Source organism: Enterobacter sp. BNK-14 (assembly GCF_047456095.1).
Taxonomy (GTDB): Bacteria; Pseudomonadota; Gammaproteobacteria; order Enterobacterales; family Enterobacteriaceae; genus Enterobacter; species Enterobacter kobei.
On record NZ_CP179897.1, the window covers coordinates 339956 to 359101 of the forward strand.

Genomic DNA, 19146 nt, shown 5'->3' on the forward strand with positions numbered 1-19146 from the left:
CCCCGCGGCCTTTTGGCATTTCTATACACGAATAGCGTTAACCCGGAGATTATGAAGACACATCCACAGTACGAACCCTGGCTGCAGGGCATGCTGATCATCGCGAAGCACTATCGGCTGGACTTTTCCGCGGAACATGTTCGGGTCACGATTAACCATGAAAGTCAGTCTCCGCGCCAGCTGGTGCTGGAGGAGATGGCGCGCCAGCTAGGGCTGGGGATGCGTGTAGTGGCGGCGGAAGCGGTCTCTCTCGATCCGTGGCGTTTACCGCTGCTGGCGGAGTTCACCGGCGGACAAATCGCAGTGATTACCCGCATGGACAACGAAGGCAACGTCAGCCTGCAGTTTAGCGGAGACGGTGGCCTGGAGACGACGCTGACGCTGGAAGCGCTCGGGACACGGTTAAAAACCCTGCTGGTGCTGCGCCCGCTGGAGTCCACACCGGATGCCCGCGTGGACGATTACATTAAACCGTATGAGAAAAACTGGTTCTGGCAGCTGGCGCTGAAAGACTGGCGACGCTACAGCGACATTATGCTGGTGGCGCTGGTGGCTAACGTACTGGCTCTCTCTGGCATGGTCTTTTCCATGCAGGTGTACGACAGGGTAGTACCGTCGCAATCAGAAGCCACGCTGTGGGTGCTGTTTGGCGGCGTCATGATTGCCATTGTCTTCGAATTCGTCATGCGCATGCTGCGCGTGCATATATCTGACGTGGTGGGGAAACGCGCCGACCTGCGCATTTCAGAGCGTGTGTTTGCCCACGCGCTGCGGATTAAAAATGGCGCACGCTCCAAATCAACAGGTTCGTTTATTGCGCAGATCCGCGAGCTGGAGTCGGTGCGTGAACTCATCACCTCCACCACCATTGCGGCGATCTCCGATCTGCCGTTCTTCCTGCTGTTCGTCTTTATTCTGTGGATGATCGGCGGCCCGCTGGTGCTGGTGGTGCTTCTCGCCGTGCCGCTGTTGCTGATTCCGGGCCTGCTGGTGCAGCGTCCGCTGGGCAAACTCTCCAGCGAGGGGATGCGCGAATCCGCGATCCGTAACGCCACGCTGGTGGAGGCGGTACAGGGCATTGAGGACATCAAGCTGATGCGCGCCGAACAGCGTTTCCAGAACCAGTGGAATAACACCAACGATGTCGCCGCCAGCGTCGGCATGAAGCAGCGCTGGCTGACGGGCCTGCTGCTGACCTGGACCCAGGAAGTGCAGTCTATCGTCTATGCGGTAGTCCTGCTGGTGGGCTGTTATCTGGTGATCAGCGGGGATATGACCACCGGTGCGCTGGTAGGAACCTCGATTCTGGCGTCGCGCACCATCGCGCCGCTGTCGCAGATCTCAGGCGTGCTCTCCCGCTGGCAGTCGGCAAAAGTGGCCCGTAAGGGGCTGGACGACCTGATGCAGCGACCGATTGACGATCCGCAGCACGGGAAGAAGGTGCATAAAGCCCATCTGCGCGGCGACTACGTTCTGGAGGACGTCGGGTTTTACTACGATGAAGAAGAGAAACTCAGCGTGCTTAACATCAGCAAGCTACAGATCCGTGCCGGGGAGCGCGTGGCGGTGCTTGGCCGAAATGGCTCCGGCAAAAGCACGCTGCTGCAACTTCTGGCGGGCATGCAGGAGCCGCAGCAGGGCAGCATCCTGCTGGACGATATCGCGCTTAACCATCTGGACCCGGCCGATCTGCGTCGCGACATGCAGTTGCTCAGCCAGCAGGCGCGGCTGTTCTTTGGCTCCGTGCGGGACAATATCCTGATGGGTAACCCACTGGCGACTGACGAAGAAATTCATCAGGCGCTGGTGAACAGCGGCGCGCTGGAGTTTGTGCGCAAGCAGAAAATGGGGCTGAACACCCTTATCAATGAAGGCGGCACGGGGCTGTCCGGCGGGCAGCGTCAGGCGCTGCTGCTGGCGCGCGCGCTGATCACTTCTCCGACGATTCTGCTGCTGGATGAGCCTACCGCCTGGCTGGATGAAGTGAGCGAGAAGCAGTTTATTCAGCATCTTCACCAGTGGCTGGGCAAGCGCCGGACGCTGGTGGTGGCCACCCACCGTCTGCCAATTCTGGACCTGGTTGACCGCATCATTGTGCTGGAAAACGGCAAGGTGGTGATGGACGGCCCGCGCGACGCGATCCTGCATCAGCACGGTATGGCGACGCCAAAAGCCGCGCAGCGCACCGTGACCATGAAAGCGGCGGCGGTTGCAGAGGAGGGTGTGGCATGAATGATTTAACCCGTTTTAATAGCCGTCTGAAAGAGCCACGCCTGCCGAGGTCGTCGCTGGTGGCATGGGCGCTGTTCGCCCTGCTGGCGGTATTTCTCGCCTGGGCGAGCCTGTTCGAGCTTGATGAAGTCACCACCGGCAGCGGCAAGGTGATTCCGTCTTCGCATGAGCAGGTGATTCAGTCCCTGGAAGGGGGCATTATTCACAGCCTGATGGTGCGCGAAGGCGACATTGTCGAACGCGGTCAGCAGCTTGCGCAGTTAGACCGGACAAAAACCGAGTCCAGCGTGCTGGAGAGTGAGTCCCGTCTGAATGCCGCGCTGGCAACGGCGGCGCGCCTGAAGGCCGAGGTCAACGACACGGCGCTGATTTTTCCCGAAGAACTGGATGACGACGTTGAACTGGTCAAACAAGAGACGGCGCTCTATCAGTCCCGTCGCGAAAGCCTGGAAAAAGGGCTGGCCGGCCTGCGTCAGGGGGCTGAACTGGTGCAGCGTGAACTGTCGTTAACCCGTCCGCTGGTGACCCAGGGGGCGGCCAGCAAGGTGGAGGTGTTACGTCTTGAGCGTCAAAAAAATGAGCTTGAGAATAAAATCACCGAGATGAAAAACCAGTATTACGTTCGCGCCCGTGAAGAACTGGCAAAAGCCAACGCGGAAATTGAAGCTCAGCGTTCGGTGATGAAAGGACGTGAGGATTCCCTGACCCGGCTGACCTTCAATGCGCCGGTGCGTGGCATCGTGAAGGATATTGACGTGACGACCGTGGGAGGCGTTATTCCGCCGAATGGCAAGCTGATGAGCCTGGTGCCGCTGGACGATCAGATGGTGGTTGAGGCAAAAATCTCCCCGCGCGACGTGGCATTTATCCATCCCGGCCAGAAAGCGCTGGTAAAAGTGACGGCCTATGACTACTCCATTTACGGTGGGCTGGAAGGGGAAGTGACCATGATTTCACCGGATACTTTGCAGGATGAGGTGAAAAGGGATGTTTACTACTACCGCGTTTATATCCGCACCGACAGTAACCATCTGACCAATAAGCAAGGTAAGGAATTTCCGGTCTTTCCGGGGATGATTGCGACGGTGGATATCAAAACCGGCAGTAAAACCATTCTTGATTATCTGTTGAAGCCGCTCAACAAAGCGAAAGAAGCGCTGCGGGAGAGATAAGGGCAGGGCGTTCGGGGAACCGAACGCCATTTTTATTATACCGTTAATGTGACGTTGTTGGGGTGGCGTCGTTCTTTCGGTACCACGTTAATGTAATGGGTGACATACGCGAAATAGAGTCCGGCATAGTTTTCGACCAGTTCGAGAAAAGCCGGATACACCGACAGGCGACCGTCACCGCGATCTTTCAGATATCCTGCCTCTTGCGCTGTTTTGATAATCCGGTTGACGTGGATCCGCGAAACAAAGAATTCTTTCGCGAGCGTGCTGGCTGAATAATCAATAACTGCACCATGAGCAGATTTGTTTTTTATGGCCTGCAGATAAAGATAAAGCATAATCATGCGTCCGCCATCTTTATCGATAAATAATCCTACCTCGGGTAACACTTTCCTGAAGGTTAATCCCCGGAAGAGATATTCCGCTGCGCGGCGGAAAAAATTATTTCTCAATGTGTCATTATCCAGCAGGTTTACATCAATATTAAACGTCGGATAAAGAATGCTGACGGGCAAAAATGCACCGGACATATAGCGTTTAAGTTCACTCAATCCTTTTTCGGTCGGGGCTATTCGTGTTTTACGACGGTCATCCGTACAGCGCCAGGTCCTGATGCGTCCCGTGGTTCTGAGAAGAGTAATGATCGCAATCACACTATTAGGGCTGGCTATTTTATAGCGGGAGCATAGCTCTTTAATCTCAGATACTGACTCGGCCTGATTGCCAAATATAAAACAACACATAGCGAGAATAATGTTGAACCGCGCTTCCTGAAGCATTGTCTTGTAGAACAAAGGTTGTTTTTTATAGATGGTGTCATTAATTGTGTAGTGCTCTAATATTGCCTCACCAAATCGTGGGTTGCTCTTTATAACATCCCGTCGATGTAGCAAGGCCCTGGATGAGATGTGATTATCCATAGCATTTTTCTCGTGTTTGATGAACCGATAGATGAAGTATCCAGTCTTCTTTTTCGGAATTTTCATTATACCTGAGAAACAGTGTTTTGCCGTCGTTATTTGAAAAGAAAGATATATTTACATTTGTCGACAGAAGAGAGAGTGATTAACGCAAAGATGTTCCGTTGCGGAACGTTGATAACAGTATCTTAACCTGATGGCGTACTGTAAAATTATTCTATACACCAGCTGTATTACATATTCCGTATTCATAATAAGAATGGCGATTTTGTGCCCAGGAGCAGGTTATGACCCACAAAATTTCTCACAGAAATGTTGCTCGCGACGATCGGCGGTTTGTCATCTCAACCTGCGGTTTTACCTTCCAGGGGTATGCTTTGCTCCTGAAAAAGTACGGCATAGACGCTTCGCATATCCACTTTGAGGGAGATGATGTCTGCCAACGGGATAGGGAAAATATCCTTAATAATCAACATGCTCACATTGTTGTATTTCCGGGTAAAGGGATTGTCACTCTGCTGGAAAGTCTGACGCGACTGGCATCCGTTTTGAATGCATTGCCTGTTATCCGATGCGTGACCCTTTATAGTGATATACCTGACAGCTGGTTATATCGCACTCTGGGTAGCCTTTTACATAACAGCCATCAATTATCACTGATTCGGATCGCCAGCGTTTCTGATGTCATCAACTGCTTCCACACCCATAATAAGGGGTTTAAAGACCACTCGCGATTATTACGCGATCACTGTCTGGGGTATTCTCCGCAGGAAAATCTGAAATGGCTAACAAGAAGAGAAATTGACGTTTTATTAAATTTCTACCGCGGTATGTCCGTAAAAGATCTGTGCGAAAAGCTAGGGCTTTCTAATAAAACGGTTTATACCCATCGTAAGGAAGGTGTGCAGAAGTTACATTATATTAAACGATGGTTAAACGATCCGCATAACTTCAAAGCGGAAAGAAGTCACAAAAACCATCGTCTTAAAGCAGAATTCACGGATAAAGAAGCAGATATTTTTAATGCTCTGGTGAAAAGGGAAATCTTCCCGGCCTACCAGATCATTACCGATCGCGACAAAAAAGGGGTGGGCTTTGAGATACTGATCCGCTGGAATAAAAACGGCAAAATAGTCAAGCCAGCCTTTTTTCTTAATGACATTTCAAATCACGAGATATGGTTAAAAATAACGGCCCTGGTGATCCACGCTGCCGTGTCCGGGATTAATAAATATAATGGGAAATTCTATTTTTCAGTCAATATTCCGCCTCGTCTCGCTTCCGGGAAAGCGTTGCCGGAGATGGCCCGGAAAGCCATCGGCATGTTGCTCAAACCCCAGTGGGCGGAAAAGCTTGTCTTTGAATTTGCAGAAGATATCGATGTGACCAAAGACAAGAAGATCCCTGAAACCATGCGGCATCTGCGTAATACCGGGTGCAGACTGTTTCTGGATGACTGCTTCTCTAACCATCACACCATGTTTCCTGTCAGGCAGGTGCATTTTGACGGGTTGAAACTGGACCGCGACATCGTCGAGCATTTTGTGGCGAACGACAACGATTATAATCTGATTAAAGCGATTCAGATATACAGCGACATGACCGGAACGGACTGCATTGCTGAAGGGGTGGACAGTGAAGAGAAATTTGAAAAATTAGTCGAACTGGGCGTGAAAAACTTTCAGGGATATTATCTCTCACGGGCTGTGAAGGAGGAGGAATTAGATCGCATGGTAAGACAGTTTAGCTAAAAAATAAAGCCCCGAAGGGCCTTGATTATTTACGACCCAGTAGCAGGCCGAGAACAATACCGACGGCACCGGCGGCGATAAGGCCGGTTAGCGGGTTATTTCTGACCGCTTCTGTTACATCAGAAACCGCATCGCTGGCCTGCGCGGCATATTTTTTAGCCGCGCCTTTTACCTGGTGCTTTGGTGAATCGACGAATTCACCAAACTGCTGCTGTGCAGAACCTGCAATTTCATCGAGCTTATTTTTTGCTTTATCTTCAGCAAACTGGGTGTTTTTATCAGTACCGAAATCAGACATCTTTGCCTCCTTGTGTTGATAATTAAAGGATAGCCGCTCTTTGCAGATATGAGAGACGAAAGGTTAATTTCGGCACCTGGCAGGGCTGTTTTCGGATATATCTCTGTGCGAAAGGACTCGCACAGAGAGACGCTGTTATTCGGCAAAACTCAGCAGCGCGTCGCCATCAAGGCGATAGCGCACCCATTCAGACTGCGGCAGCGCGCCAATGCTCAGGTAAAAATCAATGGCGGGCTGGTTCCAGTCCAGAACGCTCCATTCCAGGCGACCACACTGCCGCTTTACCGCGAGTTGCGCGATATGTTTCAGTAACGCTCTTCCCGCGCCTTTACCGCGATACTCCGGGGAAACGTACAGGTCTTCCATATAGATCCCGTTGCGTCCGAGCCAGGTTGAATAGCTGGTGAAGAACACGGCATAGCCGATGATGTCGCCTTCATACTCAGCGATCAACGCTTCGGTGTTACTTCCCGCGCCAAAGAGCGTTTCACGGATCTCCTCTGGCGTGGTAACCACTTCTTCCGGCGCTTTTTCATAGACTGCCAGCTCGTAGATCATGGCGTAAATGGCCGCGGCATCTTCGGGACGGGCCTGACGAAGGATAATGCTCATTGTTATTCCTGCTTTTTGTCTGTTTCGCGATTGATGGCGTTAAGCATACGGAGTATTGTCCGAAGAATTAAGTGCAATGAAATCAACAAATGATGAATATTATGCATCCGGCTTTACGACGTCTTGATTTAAACCTGCTGCCCGTTTTCGACGCGATTTACCGCCATCGTTCTGTTCGTCTGGCAGCCGATGAGCTGGCGATGAGCACATCGGCACTGAGCCATGCGCTTTCGCGTCTGCGCGCGACGCTGAACGATCCGCTCTTTTTCCGGGAAGGGCATCGTATGTCCCCCAGCGTGTATGCTGCTCAGCTCGCACCTTCCATCGCTTCCGCACTGTCATTTCTGAATCATGAGCTGACCCCGCAGCCGGAGTTTGACGCCCCCAGCAGTACCGAGGGCTTACACATTGCGATTACGGATTTTACCGCGCTTTGCGTTTTTCCGACCCTGATGCACACCTTGCAGCATGCTGCCCCTGGTTTGCGTTTTGAATTGCGTTATTTGCCCCACAGCCCGGCGCTGACGGAGCTATTAGCCGGGGAAGTGGATCTGGCGCTCGGGTTCAGTACCTCGGAGGATATTCGTCATCCGGAACTGGAGGAGATAGGCTGGTTCGAAGATGAGTATGTGGTCATCAGTAACGCCAGCCGGACACGGCTGACGCTGGAGGATTATCTCGCGGCCCGACATCTGGTGGTCACGCCCTGGAATGAGAAACAAGGGGTTCTGGATCTGCGGCTTGAGCAGTTGGGCTATACCCGGCACATAGCGATCAAAACGCCGTCGATGCTCAGCGCCCCGTTTATCGTTGCACAAAGCGATCTGCTGATGGCAATCCCGCGGTTTGCGGCTGAGAAGCTGGTCGCGGCTGCGGATCTCAGGATATTTGCTTTACCGTTTTCAATCCGCGCGTTTGAAGTGAAAATTTACTCGCATAAACGCAGCGGCCAGCGGGGTGCGACCCGCTGGCTTAAGGAGGAGCTGCATAAACTGGCGCAGGCGGTAAGACGTTCAGCCGATGGCGGGGGAAGTCATTCGTCTTAATTTAACGGCAGATAGATATCCGTTTGCAGCGCATGTTCCGGCACCTCGTGGACAAAATTGATGTTGGAGATCGTATCCAGCGAGCCAGTGTGACGCCCGACAGCGTATCGTCCTTGCCTGCGCGGTCGGGCAGGATCCTGACCGATCTTGCGATTTTTATTTGTAACAGGGTTTCGCAGGATTTGATTAGGAATGAGAGAGGCGTTCTTGATATTGACATGACCCTGTTTCGGAAAGAATGTTAGTCGCTGGTATGCCGTTCTGACGTCAATTATCGAACGGCATCCAGTAATTTTCTGCGAAAGTGTTTTATGGAATGCTTTGCAAATCCCTTTCAATATCACGACGGCGTCCGTTGTCAGCGATTTCGCGCCCTGGGCGAGCCGGTGCTTTCAGTGCTTTGGTTAGAAAACGCCTGGCTTCATCCGTTCTTTTCTCTTTTAGAAGGTAATCGCCGTAGAAATAGTTAGGGTCTATACCGTCAGGGTTGATGGCCAGCGCTTTTTTCAACATTTCATCAGCTTTGTCTTTATCACCAAAACCGATCGGCCAGCCGGGAACCTGATAATAAAGAGCCCCCAGGCTTGTCCAGGCTGATCCCTGAAGCGCGTTAGGTTCAATTTCAATCGCTTTCTCCAGGTTAGTGCGGGCTTGTTTAACAAGGCTCAATGCTCCCAGACCACCTTTTGCGCCAGCCCAGCTGCTATCAATGATTGCAGACCAAATTAACAGTGGTGCGCTTGTGTTGTTTTTCATCTGACTTGCCTGATGCGCTTTCTGACTAAGTGAACTAAAGCAGTTCTCTTTTTTGGCTTCCAGAGTTTGATACTGGCACACAGACCAATCGTGTTGTAATTCCTCGAGGGGGGTGTCCGCCAGTGCTACAGTCGGAACTGCTGCAACAAGAAATAGAGCATACAGTTTTCTCATTTGTGTTCTCCTTTTAACGATTTTCTGGCGAATTCCTGAATGACAGGTAATTTTTTTGCTAATGCTCCGTCGACGACGTGAGGAAACCAGGCATTAATTTTGACGAACAGACGCTCCATAATTCCAAAGCGATACCGTTTCTGCTCCGTTTCAAGAAGCCGTGCAAGCTGGGATGCGACATAAATCGGCGAATCGTTGTTATTACCGAGTTTTTGGTTAAGGGCGTAAACCTGTTCGCTGTTGAGCGTGGTTTTTGTTGCGCGTGGAGCGGCATACAAAACGGTAATACCGCTTCCCTGCAATTCCCGACCAAGTGCTTCGGAAAAACGGTGTGTCGCAGCCTTGGTTGCGCTGTATACACTCCACGCCGGATGCCCTATTTCCCCAAAAATTGAACCAATATTAAGCACGATGCCAGGTCTGTTCATTTTATCCAGCAAGGCCCGGGTCAGAAGGGCAGGAATCTCGATATTGGTTCGGATCTGTTCACGAATATCGTCGAATGATTGCTGTTCAAGCAATGCAAAGCGACTGCTTCCTGCGTTATTGATGAGAATGTCCAACCCACCATTCTGAGACAGGCTGTTCGCCAGCCCTAATATCTCTTCGTCGGAATAGCTGCGCATTAGGGCGATATTGTGTCGCTCCGGGTGAGGAATGGCATTCTTTAAAAGCGACATTGCCTTTTCATTACGCCCTACGAGATAGAGTCTCGCGCCTTTATGCGCCAGCTCTCGCGCCAGCGCCTGACCGATTCCTCCGCTGGCACCGGTGAGCAGAACGGTTTTATTAAGCAGATTCATGGGCGTTATCTCCCAGTTGGTCAAGCATCTGTCCGTAGAGATGATAAATACGACGAGCCGTGTGGATGATGGCCTCCTGATCGCTCTTGTCAGTGATTGAATCCATGAGGGACGCAAAGAATTGCAGATGGCCCTGATCGAGTTCTCCGTGAGAACGCAGGTAGGTGGTTGCCTGCTCAGGCAGCCCCAGAGTATTTTCCAGCTGAGCCGCAACAGCTGTTGCAATTGACACACTAGTGCCTTCCAGCACGAGCACCATGCCAAATATGCTCATCGGATTTACCCGCTCAATTCGGTAGTAGAGGTAAGCGATCATCATTTCGATGGGCAGGCCCGGCATACCATTTCTTACCGCCTCAGAATTCCCCCCACATGCGCGAATATCATTGAGGATCCACTCCTGATGCCCATATTCCTCATCAATATATTCAGCGATTGCGCCACGTACGGCTTCGTGAGAGGCAGGAAGGCAGCTGCCAGCACACATTAGTAGCGGGACGGTATGACTGACGTGATAATAAGCCTGTGTCAAAAACGCGATATACATCTCCGCCGAGATATCGCCTGTCTGGCAACGCGCAATAACAGGTGAATTAAGTAAACGTTGACGTTCTACAGCGGTCTGATTCTGTAATTCCTGATAAAAGCTCATGCGTCTTCCTCCTGGCTGCAGGTGAGAATAATATGTTTCAGGGACTGCCAGATGGCGCTTCGTTTAGGGCGACCATTTGCGGTAATCATTTCGGCAGAAGATATTTCGGACGTAAACAGCAATCGGTGAAATTGCGCGTAGTCTGGAAGATGCGCGGAGATACGCATTAACTGTTGACGCGCCAGCTCCTTTTGTCCTTCAAAAGCATCAACAAGCGCAACGTTACGTGTTAAACCATCACCAAAAATGACTACACGGCGCACAGCAGGGCATGCCATCGCTTCTGCTTCAGGCCATTCTGGAGAAAAATTGCGACCGTATGCGTTTATCTGAACGTTTTTTAAACGGCCAATAATATGAATAAATCCATCATCATCAACGCTTGCAAGGTCGCCAGTAGGAACCGTTGTATTTTGTGATTCCTCCCCGAGATACCCCAGGGCATTGGCTGGACTCGTTACGTGTAGTTGCTGTAAGGGATCAACGGTAACGTTTATACCTGGCAGAGGTTTGCCAACGCTGCTCTTTTTGGAAGAACCAGGCAAATTAAGAGCGACAACAGAACCGCACTCTGATAACCCATAGCCTTCAAAAACGGGTAAGCCTGCATTTGCTGCCAGTTCCATTAACGGCGTCGGAATTTTCCCGCCACCCACGGCAACAAACCGCAGAGAACGTGTACTTTCAGGTGCCACCTGATGCAGATGGACTAACACCCGTAATATTTCAGGTACAAGAACCAGGCTTTCAGGTTGCCATGTCACTAAGGCCTGTAAAAAACGTTTGGGGTTAAATTGACTTGAACCCTCAAAGCCTGTCTGGGCCGTGGGTAATATCACTGTTTCTGCACCCATTAATAATGGGATATAGATTCCGCACAAATTCTCGAGCAGAATGCTGAGCGGCAGGCTGACAAGATGTTTCTCCGGTGCGATTGGACGCAGAGCGGTAGCGAGTGTTTGCGCGGTCCATAACATTCCCTTCTGACTGAGGCACACGCCTTTAGGTTCACCGGTGGTTCCCGAGGTAAAGGTAATCTTGGATGTTCCCACAGGCAACGACGTTGGGGCAGTTAACTGTCTAACCTGCAGCTTACCGAATGGGAAATCATGTCTGTGCCATCCAGACATACTCTCACCACCAATTTGCGCATCAATCGACGCTGAAGCACGCACCCATTCTTTTTGCGTTTCCGAGAAAAAGGGAGGAATGGGTACAATGACGATCCCGACAGATATACAGGCAAGATCGATAATGGCCCACTCCGGACTATTATCAAGCTCAAGCGCCAGCCTTCTAATCCCCAGGGCGTGGAGCAACGATGCGGCGTTTACGACTGCCTCTAAATATTGCTTCCAGCTCCATAACGTTGTTTCACCCCTAAGAGCAGTTTGATCAGGGTATTGAAGAGCTTGCTGTTTCAGTGCGTTAAGAAACATGATGTTCTCCCGACAGATTAGTCCATGGAGCCTCGGGTAAAGTGTTTATTAACTTCATCAATAGACTGCCCTGAGTTAGCGCAGAATGACCGCCAGCCAGTTCACCGGCCATAATTTGTGGGTCATATTGATAGTATTTTCCCCATTCATGTGCATCATTCCCAAGGCGAGCGGGATTGGCCGGCATGATGAGGATGGGATTCAAATTAAGTCGATGAAAGGTATTGCGAATTTTTTTCGTACCGGTAAACACGATCCATGAAAATTGATACTCAGTAAGGACCTGGCAGAGCGCTGCAAACATGATTCGTGCACTTGCACCATCCCTCGCTGCAAAATTTCCAATTTCGACAATTGCGGCGCGAGAAACAGATTGCGACAGCCGTGACGAAAGCGTTACCTCAATGGGGCTATCGAGATATTTTTCCAGATAAAGAGATCCCTGAGAGGCGATATGTACGCCACTGGCAGCCTTAAGTTCACCATTTGCATCATAAAGGCCAATAAGCCATGGCATGCAACGGGAAATCGAAGCCTGATAAACCTGCTGATAGTTTTCACGGATTAACGCTGAAATATCATTCTGTTCGTGTTCACCGTGAAGCCATTTAAGAGTGTAGGGGGGCATTATTCGCATCATGAGACCTCTCATATGAGTCTCTTCAATATGAGCGATTAATATTATGACAACCTTAAGAAAGGTTTTTTTCTTATGTTGTAAGTCGTGAATGAAATTAAGGTATTCTTAAGAATAAACAACACATACTGGCGTATACTCGAAAAAAAGGATTGAGCAATGAACAGAAATTACGCCAGCAGTCAGATCGCATTGCACTGGCTTGTATTTGCAGCCATTATTATCGCCTATGCAGCTATGGAGTTAAAAGGGCTGGCGGTTAAGGGTAGCCCGATCCGTGTAACTATGGCGATAGTGCACTATACTGCGGGCTTTAGCGTTATGTTGCTAATGATTATCCGGGTTGTCCTGAAAATGACACATCGCGACCCTGAAATTATACCACCACCACCACGCTGGCAAATTGTGGCGTCAAAAATAATACACGGATTGTTGTATTTAATGTTTCTCCTGTTACCGTTGCTGGGGATTGCATCGCTTTACTTTGGGCAGATTGAATGGTCCTTTTTTGGAATAAAAATGCCTATAGCCACCTATCTTAATACAGATGCACAGCATACCCTCAAAGAAGTGCATGAGTTTATTGCAAATGCCGGGTATTTTCTTGTCGGTTTCCATGCTCTGGCCGCATTATTTCATCATTACTTCGTTCGTGATAACACGCTGGTGAGAATGTTGCCGATAATACATCGACATAAATAAGTTTTAAGAACGCCTTGTTGTGGTAGTTATTTCGCATACCGAGGAGCACTCATCCTGATTCGTCATTTGTCATAATATTGTCTTTTACCCATATCGCATAAACCCATGCAATAACCCTATAAAACTTCATGTTTACAGAAAGTTGATTTCATTGATACCATACCCCCCTATAGTATCAGGAGGGCGTATGCCGCATTCACCCGAAGATAAAAAACGTATTCTTACTCGCGTCCGTCGCATTCGGGGCCAGGTCGATGCCCTTGAACGCGCACTGGAGTCGGGCGATCCCTGTCTGGCTATCCTGCAGCAAATTGCCGCCGTGCGCGGTGCTGCCAATGGCCTGATGGGCGAAATGGTAGAAATTCATCTCAAAGATGAGCTGGTGACGGGAGAGACAACGCCGGATCAGCGAGCCGTGCGCATGGCAGAAGTCGGCCATTTGCTGCGCTCTTATCTAAAATAAACCCACACACCTGACAAAAAGGGAAGACCTATGAAATCTCGCGCTGCTGTTGCATTTGGCCCCGGCCAGCCGCTGAAAATCGTTGAAATCGACGTCGCACCACCGAAAAAAGGCGAAGTGCTGATCAAAATTACCCATACCGGCGTTTGCCATACCGATGCGTTCACGCTGTCCGGCGACGATCCGGAAGGTGTTTTCCCGGCGGTACTGGGACACGAAGGCGGCGGGATCGTGGTGGAGGTGGGCGAGGGCGTGACCAGCCTGAAGCCTGGCGATCACGTTATCCCGCTGTACACGGCGGAATGCGGCGAGTGTAAGTTCTGTAAATCCGGCAAGACCAACCTCTGCCAGGCTGTTCGCGCCACGCAGGGCAAAGGGCTGATGCCGGACGGGACGACCCGTTTCTCTTATAACGGCGAGCCGATTTACCACTACATGGGCACCAGCACCTTCAGCGAGTATACCGTTTGCGCGGAGATCTCTCTGGCGAAGGTGAACCCGCAGGCGCCGCTGGATAAAGTCTGCCTGCTGGGCTGCGGCGTGACTACCGGCATTGGCGCGGTCCATAACACGGCAAAAGTCAAAGAGGGCGATACCGTGGCGGTGTTCGGTCTCGGCGGCATTGGTCTGGCGGTGATTCAGGGCGCGGTGCAGGCGAAGGCCGGGCGTATTATTGCGGTCGACACTAACCCGGAGAAATTCAAACTGGCGGGTGAAATGGGCGCGACCGATTTCGTTAACCCGAAAGATCACGAAAAACCGATTCAGGATGTCATTGTTGAGATGACCGACGGCGGCGTGGACTTCAGCTTTGAGTGTATCGGCAACGTTAACGTCATGCGTTCCGCGCTGGAATGCTGCCACAAAGGCTGGGGCGAGAGCATCATTATTGGTGTGGCCGGCGCGGGTCAGGAGATTAAAACCCGTCCATTCCAGCTGGTCACCGGACGCGTGTGGCGCGGCTCCGCGTTTGGCGGCGTGAAGGGCCGTACCCAGCTTCCGGGGATGGTTGAAGATGCTATGGTCGGTAAGATTCAGCTCGATCCGTTCATTACTCACCGTTTGCCGCTGGAGCAGATCAACGAAGCGTTTGATCTGATGCACGACGGAAAATCTATCCGTACGGTTATTCATTTCGGCGACAAGTAACTCTTCTGCCAGCGGTTTTTAGCCGCTGGCATTTCTTTAATAATCTTCTCTAAAGTGTGACCAGTGCGGCGTTTTTAGCCGTAATCTAAATCTCTGCCGTGCCGATGACTATCTAACAGGCGTGTTTTTACGCATCTTACCTATAAGAGAGTCGACGGTCATGGACAACACTACTTCGATGCAGGCGCAGCGTAAGCTGGGCTTCTTGCATCACATCAGGCTGGTTCCGCTGTTTTCCTCCATTCTCGGTGGCATTATTTTGCTGTTTGCCTTGAGCTCGGGTCTGGCGGGATATTTCCTGCTGCAGGCCGATAACGATCTGCAGGATGTCACATCAGAGATTCAGGTGCGTATGGGGCTGTCGAACAGCTCAAACCATCTGCGCACCGCGCGTATCAATCTGATCCACGCCGGCGCGGCAAGCCGTATCGCAGAGATGGATGCGATGAAGCAGAACATCAGCGAGGCGGAAACGCGTATCAAGCAGTCCCAGGATAGCTTTAACGCGTATATGAATCGCTCCGTGCGTACCGCTGAAGACGAAGCGCTGGATGCTGACCTTAAAGCGCGCTACGACGCCTATATCGTGGGCATGCAGCCGATGGTCAAATTTGCCAAAAACGGCATGTTCGAAGCTATCATCAACCACGAAAATGAAACCGCGCGCCCGCTGGATGACGCTTACAATGCCGTGCTGCTGAAGGCGATTAAGATCCGCACCGACCGTGCCAATGCGCTAACGGCGCAGGCGCACAGCCGCACGCAGCTGGGGCTGATGTTTATGGTGGGCGCGTTTGTGCTGGCGCTGGTATTGACCGCGATGACCTTCGTTGTGCTGCGCCGCACGGTCATTCATCCGCTACAGCGTGCTGCGAAACGTATCGAGAATATTGCAAAAGGTGACCTGACGATGCCGGACGATGTGGCCGGACGCAGCGAAATTGGCCGTCTGACGCGCGATCTGCAAACCATGCAGCACTCCCTCGAAACAACGGTTGGCACCGTGCGTCAGGGCGCGGAGGAGATCTATCGCGGAACCAGCGAGATTTCTGCCGGTAATACTGACCTCTCTTCGCGCACCGAGCAGCAGGCCGCGGCCATTGAGCAGACCGCCGCGAGCATGGAACAGTTAACCGCCACGGTGAAACAGAACGCAGATAACGCGCATCATGCCAGCAAGCTGGCGGAAGATGCCTCCGGAAAAGCCAGCCGTGGCGGCCAGATGGTCTCCGGCGTGGTCAAAACGATGGGCAACATCTCCAGCAGTTCGAAGAAGATCTCTGAGATTACCGCCGTGATTAACAGCATTGCTTTCCAGACCAATATTCTGGCACTGAACGCGGCGGTAGAAGCGGCGCGCGCGGGTGAACAGGGGCGTGGATTTGCGGTGGTAGCCAGTGAAGTGCGTACGCTGGCAAGCCGTAGCGCCAACGCGGCAAAAGAGATCGAAAGCCTGATCAATGAGTCGGTTTCCCTTATCGATCAGGGGTCGGGTGAGGTGGTGGCTGCGGGTAACACCATGAATGAAATCGTCGACGCGGTTAAGCGCGTGACCGACATCATGCTGGAAATTGCCGCCGCATCGGATGAGCAGAGCCGCGGTATTGTGCAGGTCAGCCAGGCGATTTCGGAGATGGATAAAGTGACCCAGCAGAACGCCTCGCTGGTGGAAGAAGCATCCGCAGCCGCGGCATCCCTGGAAGAACAGGGCGCACGTCTGACCGAGGCTGTGGGGGCGTTTCGTTTAAGCGGCGCGAAGCCTGGCCGCGCGGTGACGTCTGTGCCAGTGGCGAAGAACGCGCCGTTGCGCCCGGCGGCGACGGTTTCCGGAGATAACTGGGAGACGTTCTGAGTCGCCAGCAGTGTCGGGGGGCGCTTCGCTTACCCGACCTACAAAATCGACCTACAAAAAAAGGGACCCTTCGGTCCCTTTTTTACAGCTTATTTCTTATCAGGTAACGCGTATGCGATAACGTAATCACCGCGATCCGGTGACTGGCGAGCGCCCCCGGCGTTAATGATGATGTACTGTTTACCGGTTTTCGGTGAGACGTAAGTCATCGGGCCGGACTGGCTGCCAACCGGCAGTCGGTCTTTCCAGATCTCTTTCCCGGTGGCGGTATCAAACGCACGCAGGTAGAAATCCTGAGTACCGGCGAAGAACAGCAGGCCGGACTGGGTTGAGAGCGACGCGCCCAGCGTTGGCATCCCGATTGGGATAGGCATGTGCATGCGAATGCCCAGAGGGCCGGTGTCTTCCACCGTACCGACAGGCACCTGCCACACCAGTTTGCCGGATTTCAGATCGACCGCGGACATGGTGCCGAACGGCGGTTTCTGGCACGGAATGCCAAGCGGTGACAGGAAACGTTCACGCATTGCGCCGAACGGCGTGCCGTCCATCGGGACGATGCCCATCTCAATGCCGCTGGCGTCTTTCGCCACGTTAGCGCGCGGCACCATGTAGTTTGCCAGTCCGAGGCGCATATCGTTGACGAACATCAGGCTGTTGTTCGGGTCAACCGAGACGCTGCCCCAGTTCATTCCACCCAGCGAGCCAGGGAACTGCAGGGAACGGTCAAGACCCGGCGGGGTGAAGACACCCTGATGACGCATCTCTTTAAACTGAATACGGCACAGCAGCAGGTCGACAGGCGTCGCGCCCCACATGTCGGATTCAGTCAGCGTCTGGTTGCCAATCATCGGCATGCCGACGGAATACGGCTGGGTGGGTGAGTAGCGTTCACCTTCAACGTTACCAGCCGGTACCGGACGCTCTTCTACCTTCGCGACCGGCTTACCGGTTTCGCGGTTGAGCATAAAGATCATGCCCTGCTTGCTGGTCTGCACCAGTACAGGCGTGGTGCCGCCTTTGCCGTCAGGCAGGTCATACAGCAGCGGCTGGGAAGGCAGGTCGAAGTCCCACAGATCGTGGTGGGTGGTCTGGAAATGCCAGCGCACCTGGCCGGTGGTGGCATCAACGGCGACGATAGAAGAGCTGTATTTATCGTCCAGCGCGGTACGCTCACCCGCCCAGAAATCCGGGGTGGCGTTGCCGGTTGGCAGATAAATCAGGTTCAGTTTGGCGTCGTAAGACATGGCCGACCAGACATTTGGCGTACCGCGGGTGTAGGTCTGTCCTTCCGGCGGCAGGCCGGTCAGGTTCGGGTTACCCGGATCCCACGCCCAGGCCAGCTTACCGGTGTGAACGTCATACGCACGTACCACGCCCGGGGGTTCGCCGGTGGAGAAGTTATCCGCGACGCGACCGCCGACGACGACCACGTTCCCGGCGACCAGCGGCGTGGAGGTCTGCTGATAATATCCCGGCTTGATCTCACCCATACCGATGCTCAGATCCACGGTGCCGTGTTCGCCAAAATCTTCGCAGACCTTGCCGTTATCCGCATTGATGGCAATCAGGCGGGCATCGGTGGTCGGCAGGAACAGACGGCGAGGGCATGCGGCAGGCTGCGCGGTTTCCTGTGACGTTGTCACGTTCTGGTGGTCTTCAAAATAGCCCAGACCGCGGCAGCGCTGCCAGTTAGGCGCGGTGGCTTTAGAATCGTAGCGCCATTTTTCTTTCCCGGAGTCCACGTCCAGCGCCAGCACTTTACTGTACGGGGTACAAACGTACAGCGTATCGCCAATCTGTAAAGGCGTGTTCTGGTCTTCCGCGCCAGAGCCGTTGCTCTGTGGAATATCGCCGGTATGGGCAACCCAGGCGACTTTCAGTTCGCTGACGTTTTGCTTGTTAATTTGATCCAGTGCGGCGAAGCGGTCACCGTGTGTGGTGTTGCCCCAGTGCGCCCAGTTCTTTTGCTGCTCACCGGGTGCGACGGGTTTAACCGGAACGGGTTCATTCGCCGCCACGAGAGTCTGGGGCTTAAACATCCAGCCAAGGCTAACCAGCATCGCCACGGCCAGGACCGCCGCAACGCCAAAAGCAGGCGCCTTGTTGGGGGAATTGTGGTTTGCTCCACGCAGGTAAGGCCAGACGATGGCACAAAGGAAAGCCAGTACGGCGAAGGTAAACAGGCGGGAGAAGAGCGGCCAGAAATCCCAGCCCGCATCGCTTACCGCCCAGACCAGCGAGGCAATAAACGCGATGCTGTAAAGGACAATCCCGCTGGTGCGATTGAGGAAAATCAGGATCGCGGCAATCACCATTACCACGCCCATTATCAGGAAGTAACAACTTCCGCCCACGGTGGCGAGCTTAAACCCCAGCCCGCCGACGGCCAGACCGATGAGCAACATCAGTCCGGCAAGAAGCCACTGCAGGATACGCGGTATCCCACGTGGCGCGCTGCCAAATGCCATTTCTGTCTCCTTAGATC

At 52.6% G+C, this 19146-nt stretch carries 17 protein-coding genes; 8 read left to right on the plus strand and 9 right to left on the minus strand.

What is annotated here, in order from left to right:
- The first annotated feature begins 51 nt into the window (after positions 1–51).
- Positions 52–2232 (plus strand): type I secretion system permease/ATPase, encoded by a 2181-nt coding sequence (locus ACMGGM_RS01605; protein WP_014883769.1) that lies wholly within the window; start codon positions 52–54, stop codon positions 2230–2232.
- Positions 2229–3404: an HlyD family type I secretion periplasmic adaptor subunit gene (locus ACMGGM_RS01610; RefSeq protein ID WP_014883770.1), complete on the plus strand. Its 1176-nt coding sequence runs from the start codon at positions 2229–2231 to the stop codon at positions 3402–3404. Before ACMGGM_RS01605 ends, ACMGGM_RS01610 begins: the two co-directional genes overlap by 4 nt.
- A 35-nt stretch (positions 3405–3439) precedes the next feature.
- Here the strand turns inward: ACMGGM_RS01610 and ACMGGM_RS01615 are convergent, their stop codons facing one another.
- The gene (locus tag ACMGGM_RS01615) at positions 3440–4324 is read right to left on the minus strand and encodes a hypothetical protein (protein WP_032629235.1); all 885 of its coding nucleotides are present in this window, start codon (positions 4322–4324) and stop codon (positions 3440–3442) included.
- Between the two features lie 287 nt (positions 4325–4611).
- On the opposite strand from ACMGGM_RS01615, the gene ACMGGM_RS01620 reads away from it, so the two are divergent.
- On the plus strand, positions 4612–6075 hold the full coding sequence (locus ACMGGM_RS01620) for an EAL domain-containing protein (protein WP_063434417.1): 1464 nt from the start codon (positions 4612–4614) through the stop codon (positions 6073–6075).
- Positions 6076–6100: 25 nt separating this feature from the next.
- Here the strand turns inward: ACMGGM_RS01620 and ACMGGM_RS01625 are convergent, their stop codons facing one another.
- The gene (locus ACMGGM_RS01625) at positions 6101–6373 is read right to left on the minus strand and encodes a DUF883 family protein (RefSeq protein WP_014883773.1); all 273 of its coding nucleotides are present in this window, start codon (positions 6371–6373) and stop codon (positions 6101–6103) included.
- A 135-nt stretch (positions 6374–6508) separates the two neighbouring features.
- Positions 6509–6985, minus strand: coding sequence for a GNAT family N-acetyltransferase (locus tag ACMGGM_RS01630; protein ID WP_045134059.1), 477 nt, complete (start codon positions 6983–6985; stop codon positions 6509–6511).
- 89 nt (positions 6986–7074) lie between these two features.
- Between ACMGGM_RS01630 and ACMGGM_RS01635 the strand changes: the two genes are divergently transcribed.
- A complete protein-coding gene (locus ACMGGM_RS01635) occupies positions 7075–8031 on the plus strand; it encodes a LysR family transcriptional regulator (RefSeq protein ID WP_045134058.1) in 957 nt (318 codons plus the stop codon).
- Positions 8032–8340: 309 nt separating this feature from the next.
- Here the strand turns inward: ACMGGM_RS01635 and ACMGGM_RS01640 are convergent, their stop codons facing one another.
- Genes ACMGGM_RS01640 through ACMGGM_RS01660 form a run of 5 tightly spaced genes read right to left on the minus strand, consistent with a single transcriptional unit; the run spans position 8341 to position 12483 of the window.
- Positions 8341–8961 (minus strand): tetratricopeptide repeat protein, encoded by a 621-nt coding sequence (locus tag ACMGGM_RS01640; RefSeq protein WP_047625446.1) that lies wholly within the window; start codon positions 8959–8961, stop codon positions 8341–8343.
- A complete protein-coding gene (locus ACMGGM_RS01645; RefSeq protein WP_032636602.1) occupies positions 8958–9764 on the minus strand; it encodes an SDR family oxidoreductase in 807 nt (268 codons plus the stop codon). Before ACMGGM_RS01645 ends, ACMGGM_RS01640 begins: the two co-directional genes overlap by 4 nt.
- Entirely contained in the window at positions 9751–10416 is a 666-nt protein-coding gene (locus tag ACMGGM_RS01650) for a TenA family transcriptional regulator (protein WP_063434416.1), read from the minus strand. The genes ACMGGM_RS01645 and ACMGGM_RS01650 overlap by 14 nt, the downstream gene beginning before the upstream one ends.
- Positions 10413–11855 (minus strand): AMP-binding protein, encoded by a 1443-nt coding sequence (locus ACMGGM_RS01655; RefSeq protein WP_063434415.1) that lies wholly within the window; start codon positions 11853–11855, stop codon positions 10413–10415. The genes ACMGGM_RS01650 and ACMGGM_RS01655 overlap by 4 nt, the downstream gene beginning before the upstream one ends.
- Positions 11845–12483 (minus strand): thermostable hemolysin, encoded by a 639-nt coding sequence (locus ACMGGM_RS01660; RefSeq protein ID WP_230688497.1) that lies wholly within the window; start codon positions 12481–12483, stop codon positions 11845–11847. Before ACMGGM_RS01660 ends, ACMGGM_RS01655 begins: the two co-directional genes overlap by 11 nt.
- Positions 12484–12651: 168 nt before the next feature.
- Here ACMGGM_RS01660 and ACMGGM_RS01665 point away from each other — a divergent pair, with 168 nt between their 5' ends.
- The 4 genes from ACMGGM_RS01665 to ACMGGM_RS01680 all read left to right on the plus strand — a co-directional run bounded on the left by ACMGGM_RS01665 (position 12652) and on the right by ACMGGM_RS01680 (position 16658).
- On the plus strand, positions 12652–13194 hold the full coding sequence (locus tag ACMGGM_RS01665) for a cytochrome b (RefSeq protein WP_059373413.1): 543 nt from the start codon (positions 12652–12654) through the stop codon (positions 13192–13194).
- Positions 13195–13381: 187 nt separating this feature from the next.
- The gene (locus ACMGGM_RS01670; protein WP_003857256.1) at positions 13382–13657 is read left to right on the plus strand and encodes a metal/formaldehyde-sensitive transcriptional repressor; all 276 of its coding nucleotides are present in this window, start codon (positions 13382–13384) and stop codon (positions 13655–13657) included.
- 30 nt (positions 13658–13687) lie between these two features.
- Positions 13688–14806, plus strand: a complete 1119-nt coding sequence (locus ACMGGM_RS01675) for an S-(hydroxymethyl)glutathione dehydrogenase/class III alcohol dehydrogenase (RefSeq protein WP_014883778.1) — start codon at positions 13688–13690, stop codon at positions 14804–14806.
- A gap of 160 nt (positions 14807–14966) precedes the next feature.
- A complete protein-coding gene (locus ACMGGM_RS01680) occupies positions 14967–16658 on the plus strand; it encodes a methyl-accepting chemotaxis protein (protein WP_063943112.1) in 1692 nt (563 codons plus the stop codon).
- A gap of 89 nt (positions 16659–16747) precedes the next feature.
- Here ACMGGM_RS01680 and ACMGGM_RS01685 read toward each other — a convergent pair whose 3' ends face one another.
- Positions 16748–19129 carry a glucose/quinate/shikimate family membrane-bound PQQ-dependent dehydrogenase gene (locus ACMGGM_RS01685; protein WP_048997012.1) on the minus strand — a complete coding sequence of 794 codons (2382 nt, stop codon included), beginning with the start codon at positions 19127–19129 and terminating at the stop codon, positions 16748–16750.
- Positions 19130–19146: the final 17 nt, after the last annotated feature.

Coding starts and splice junctions, on each gene's coding strand:
- ACMGGM_RS01605 (WP_014883769.1), top strand. CDS start 52: ATGAAGACACATCCACAGTACGAACCCTGGCTGCAGGGCATGCTGATC.
- ACMGGM_RS01610 (WP_014883770.1), top strand. CDS start 2,229: ATGAATGATTTAACCCGTTTTAATAGCCGTCTGAAAGAGCCACGCCTG.
- ACMGGM_RS01615 (WP_032629235.1), bottom strand. CDS start 4,324: ATGGATAATCACATCTCATCCAGGGCCTTGCTACATCGACGGGATGTT.
- ACMGGM_RS01620 (WP_063434417.1), top strand. CDS start 4,612: ATGACCCACAAAATTTCTCACAGAAATGTTGCTCGCGACGATCGGCGG.
- ACMGGM_RS01625 (WP_014883773.1), bottom strand. CDS start 6,373: ATGTCTGATTTCGGTACTGATAAAAACACCCAGTTTGCTGAAGATAAA.
- ACMGGM_RS01630 (WP_045134059.1), bottom strand. CDS start 6,985: ATGAGCATTATCCTTCGTCAGGCCCGTCCCGAAGATGCCGCGGCCATT.
- ACMGGM_RS01635 (WP_045134058.1), top strand. CDS start 7,075: ATGATGAATATTATGCATCCGGCTTTACGACGTCTTGATTTAAACCTG.
- ACMGGM_RS01640 (WP_047625446.1), bottom strand. CDS start 8,961: ATGAGAAAACTGTATGCTCTATTTCTTGTTGCAGCAGTTCCGACTGTA.
- ACMGGM_RS01645 (WP_032636602.1), bottom strand. CDS start 9,764: ATGAATCTGCTTAATAAAACCGTTCTGCTCACCGGTGCCAGCGGAGGA.
- ACMGGM_RS01650 (WP_063434416.1), bottom strand. CDS start 10,416: ATGAGCTTTTATCAGGAATTACAGAATCAGACCGCTGTAGAACGTCAA.
- ACMGGM_RS01655 (WP_063434415.1), bottom strand. CDS start 11,855: ATGTTTCTTAACGCACTGAAACAGCAAGCTCTTCAATACCCTGATCAA.
- ACMGGM_RS01660 (WP_230688497.1), bottom strand. CDS start 12,483: ATGCCCCCCTACACTCTTAAATGGCTTCACGGTGAACACGAACAGAAT.
- ACMGGM_RS01665 (WP_059373413.1), top strand. CDS start 12,652: ATGAACAGAAATTACGCCAGCAGTCAGATCGCATTGCACTGGCTTGTA.
- ACMGGM_RS01670 (WP_003857256.1), top strand. CDS start 13,382: ATGCCGCATTCACCCGAAGATAAAAAACGTATTCTTACTCGCGTCCGT.
- ACMGGM_RS01675 (WP_014883778.1), top strand. CDS start 13,688: ATGAAATCTCGCGCTGCTGTTGCATTTGGCCCCGGCCAGCCGCTGAAA.
- ACMGGM_RS01680 (WP_063943112.1), top strand. CDS start 14,967: ATGGACAACACTACTTCGATGCAGGCGCAGCGTAAGCTGGGCTTCTTG.
- ACMGGM_RS01685 (WP_048997012.1), bottom strand. CDS start 19,129: ATGGCATTTGGCAGCGCGCCACGTGGGATACCGCGTATCCTGCAGTGG.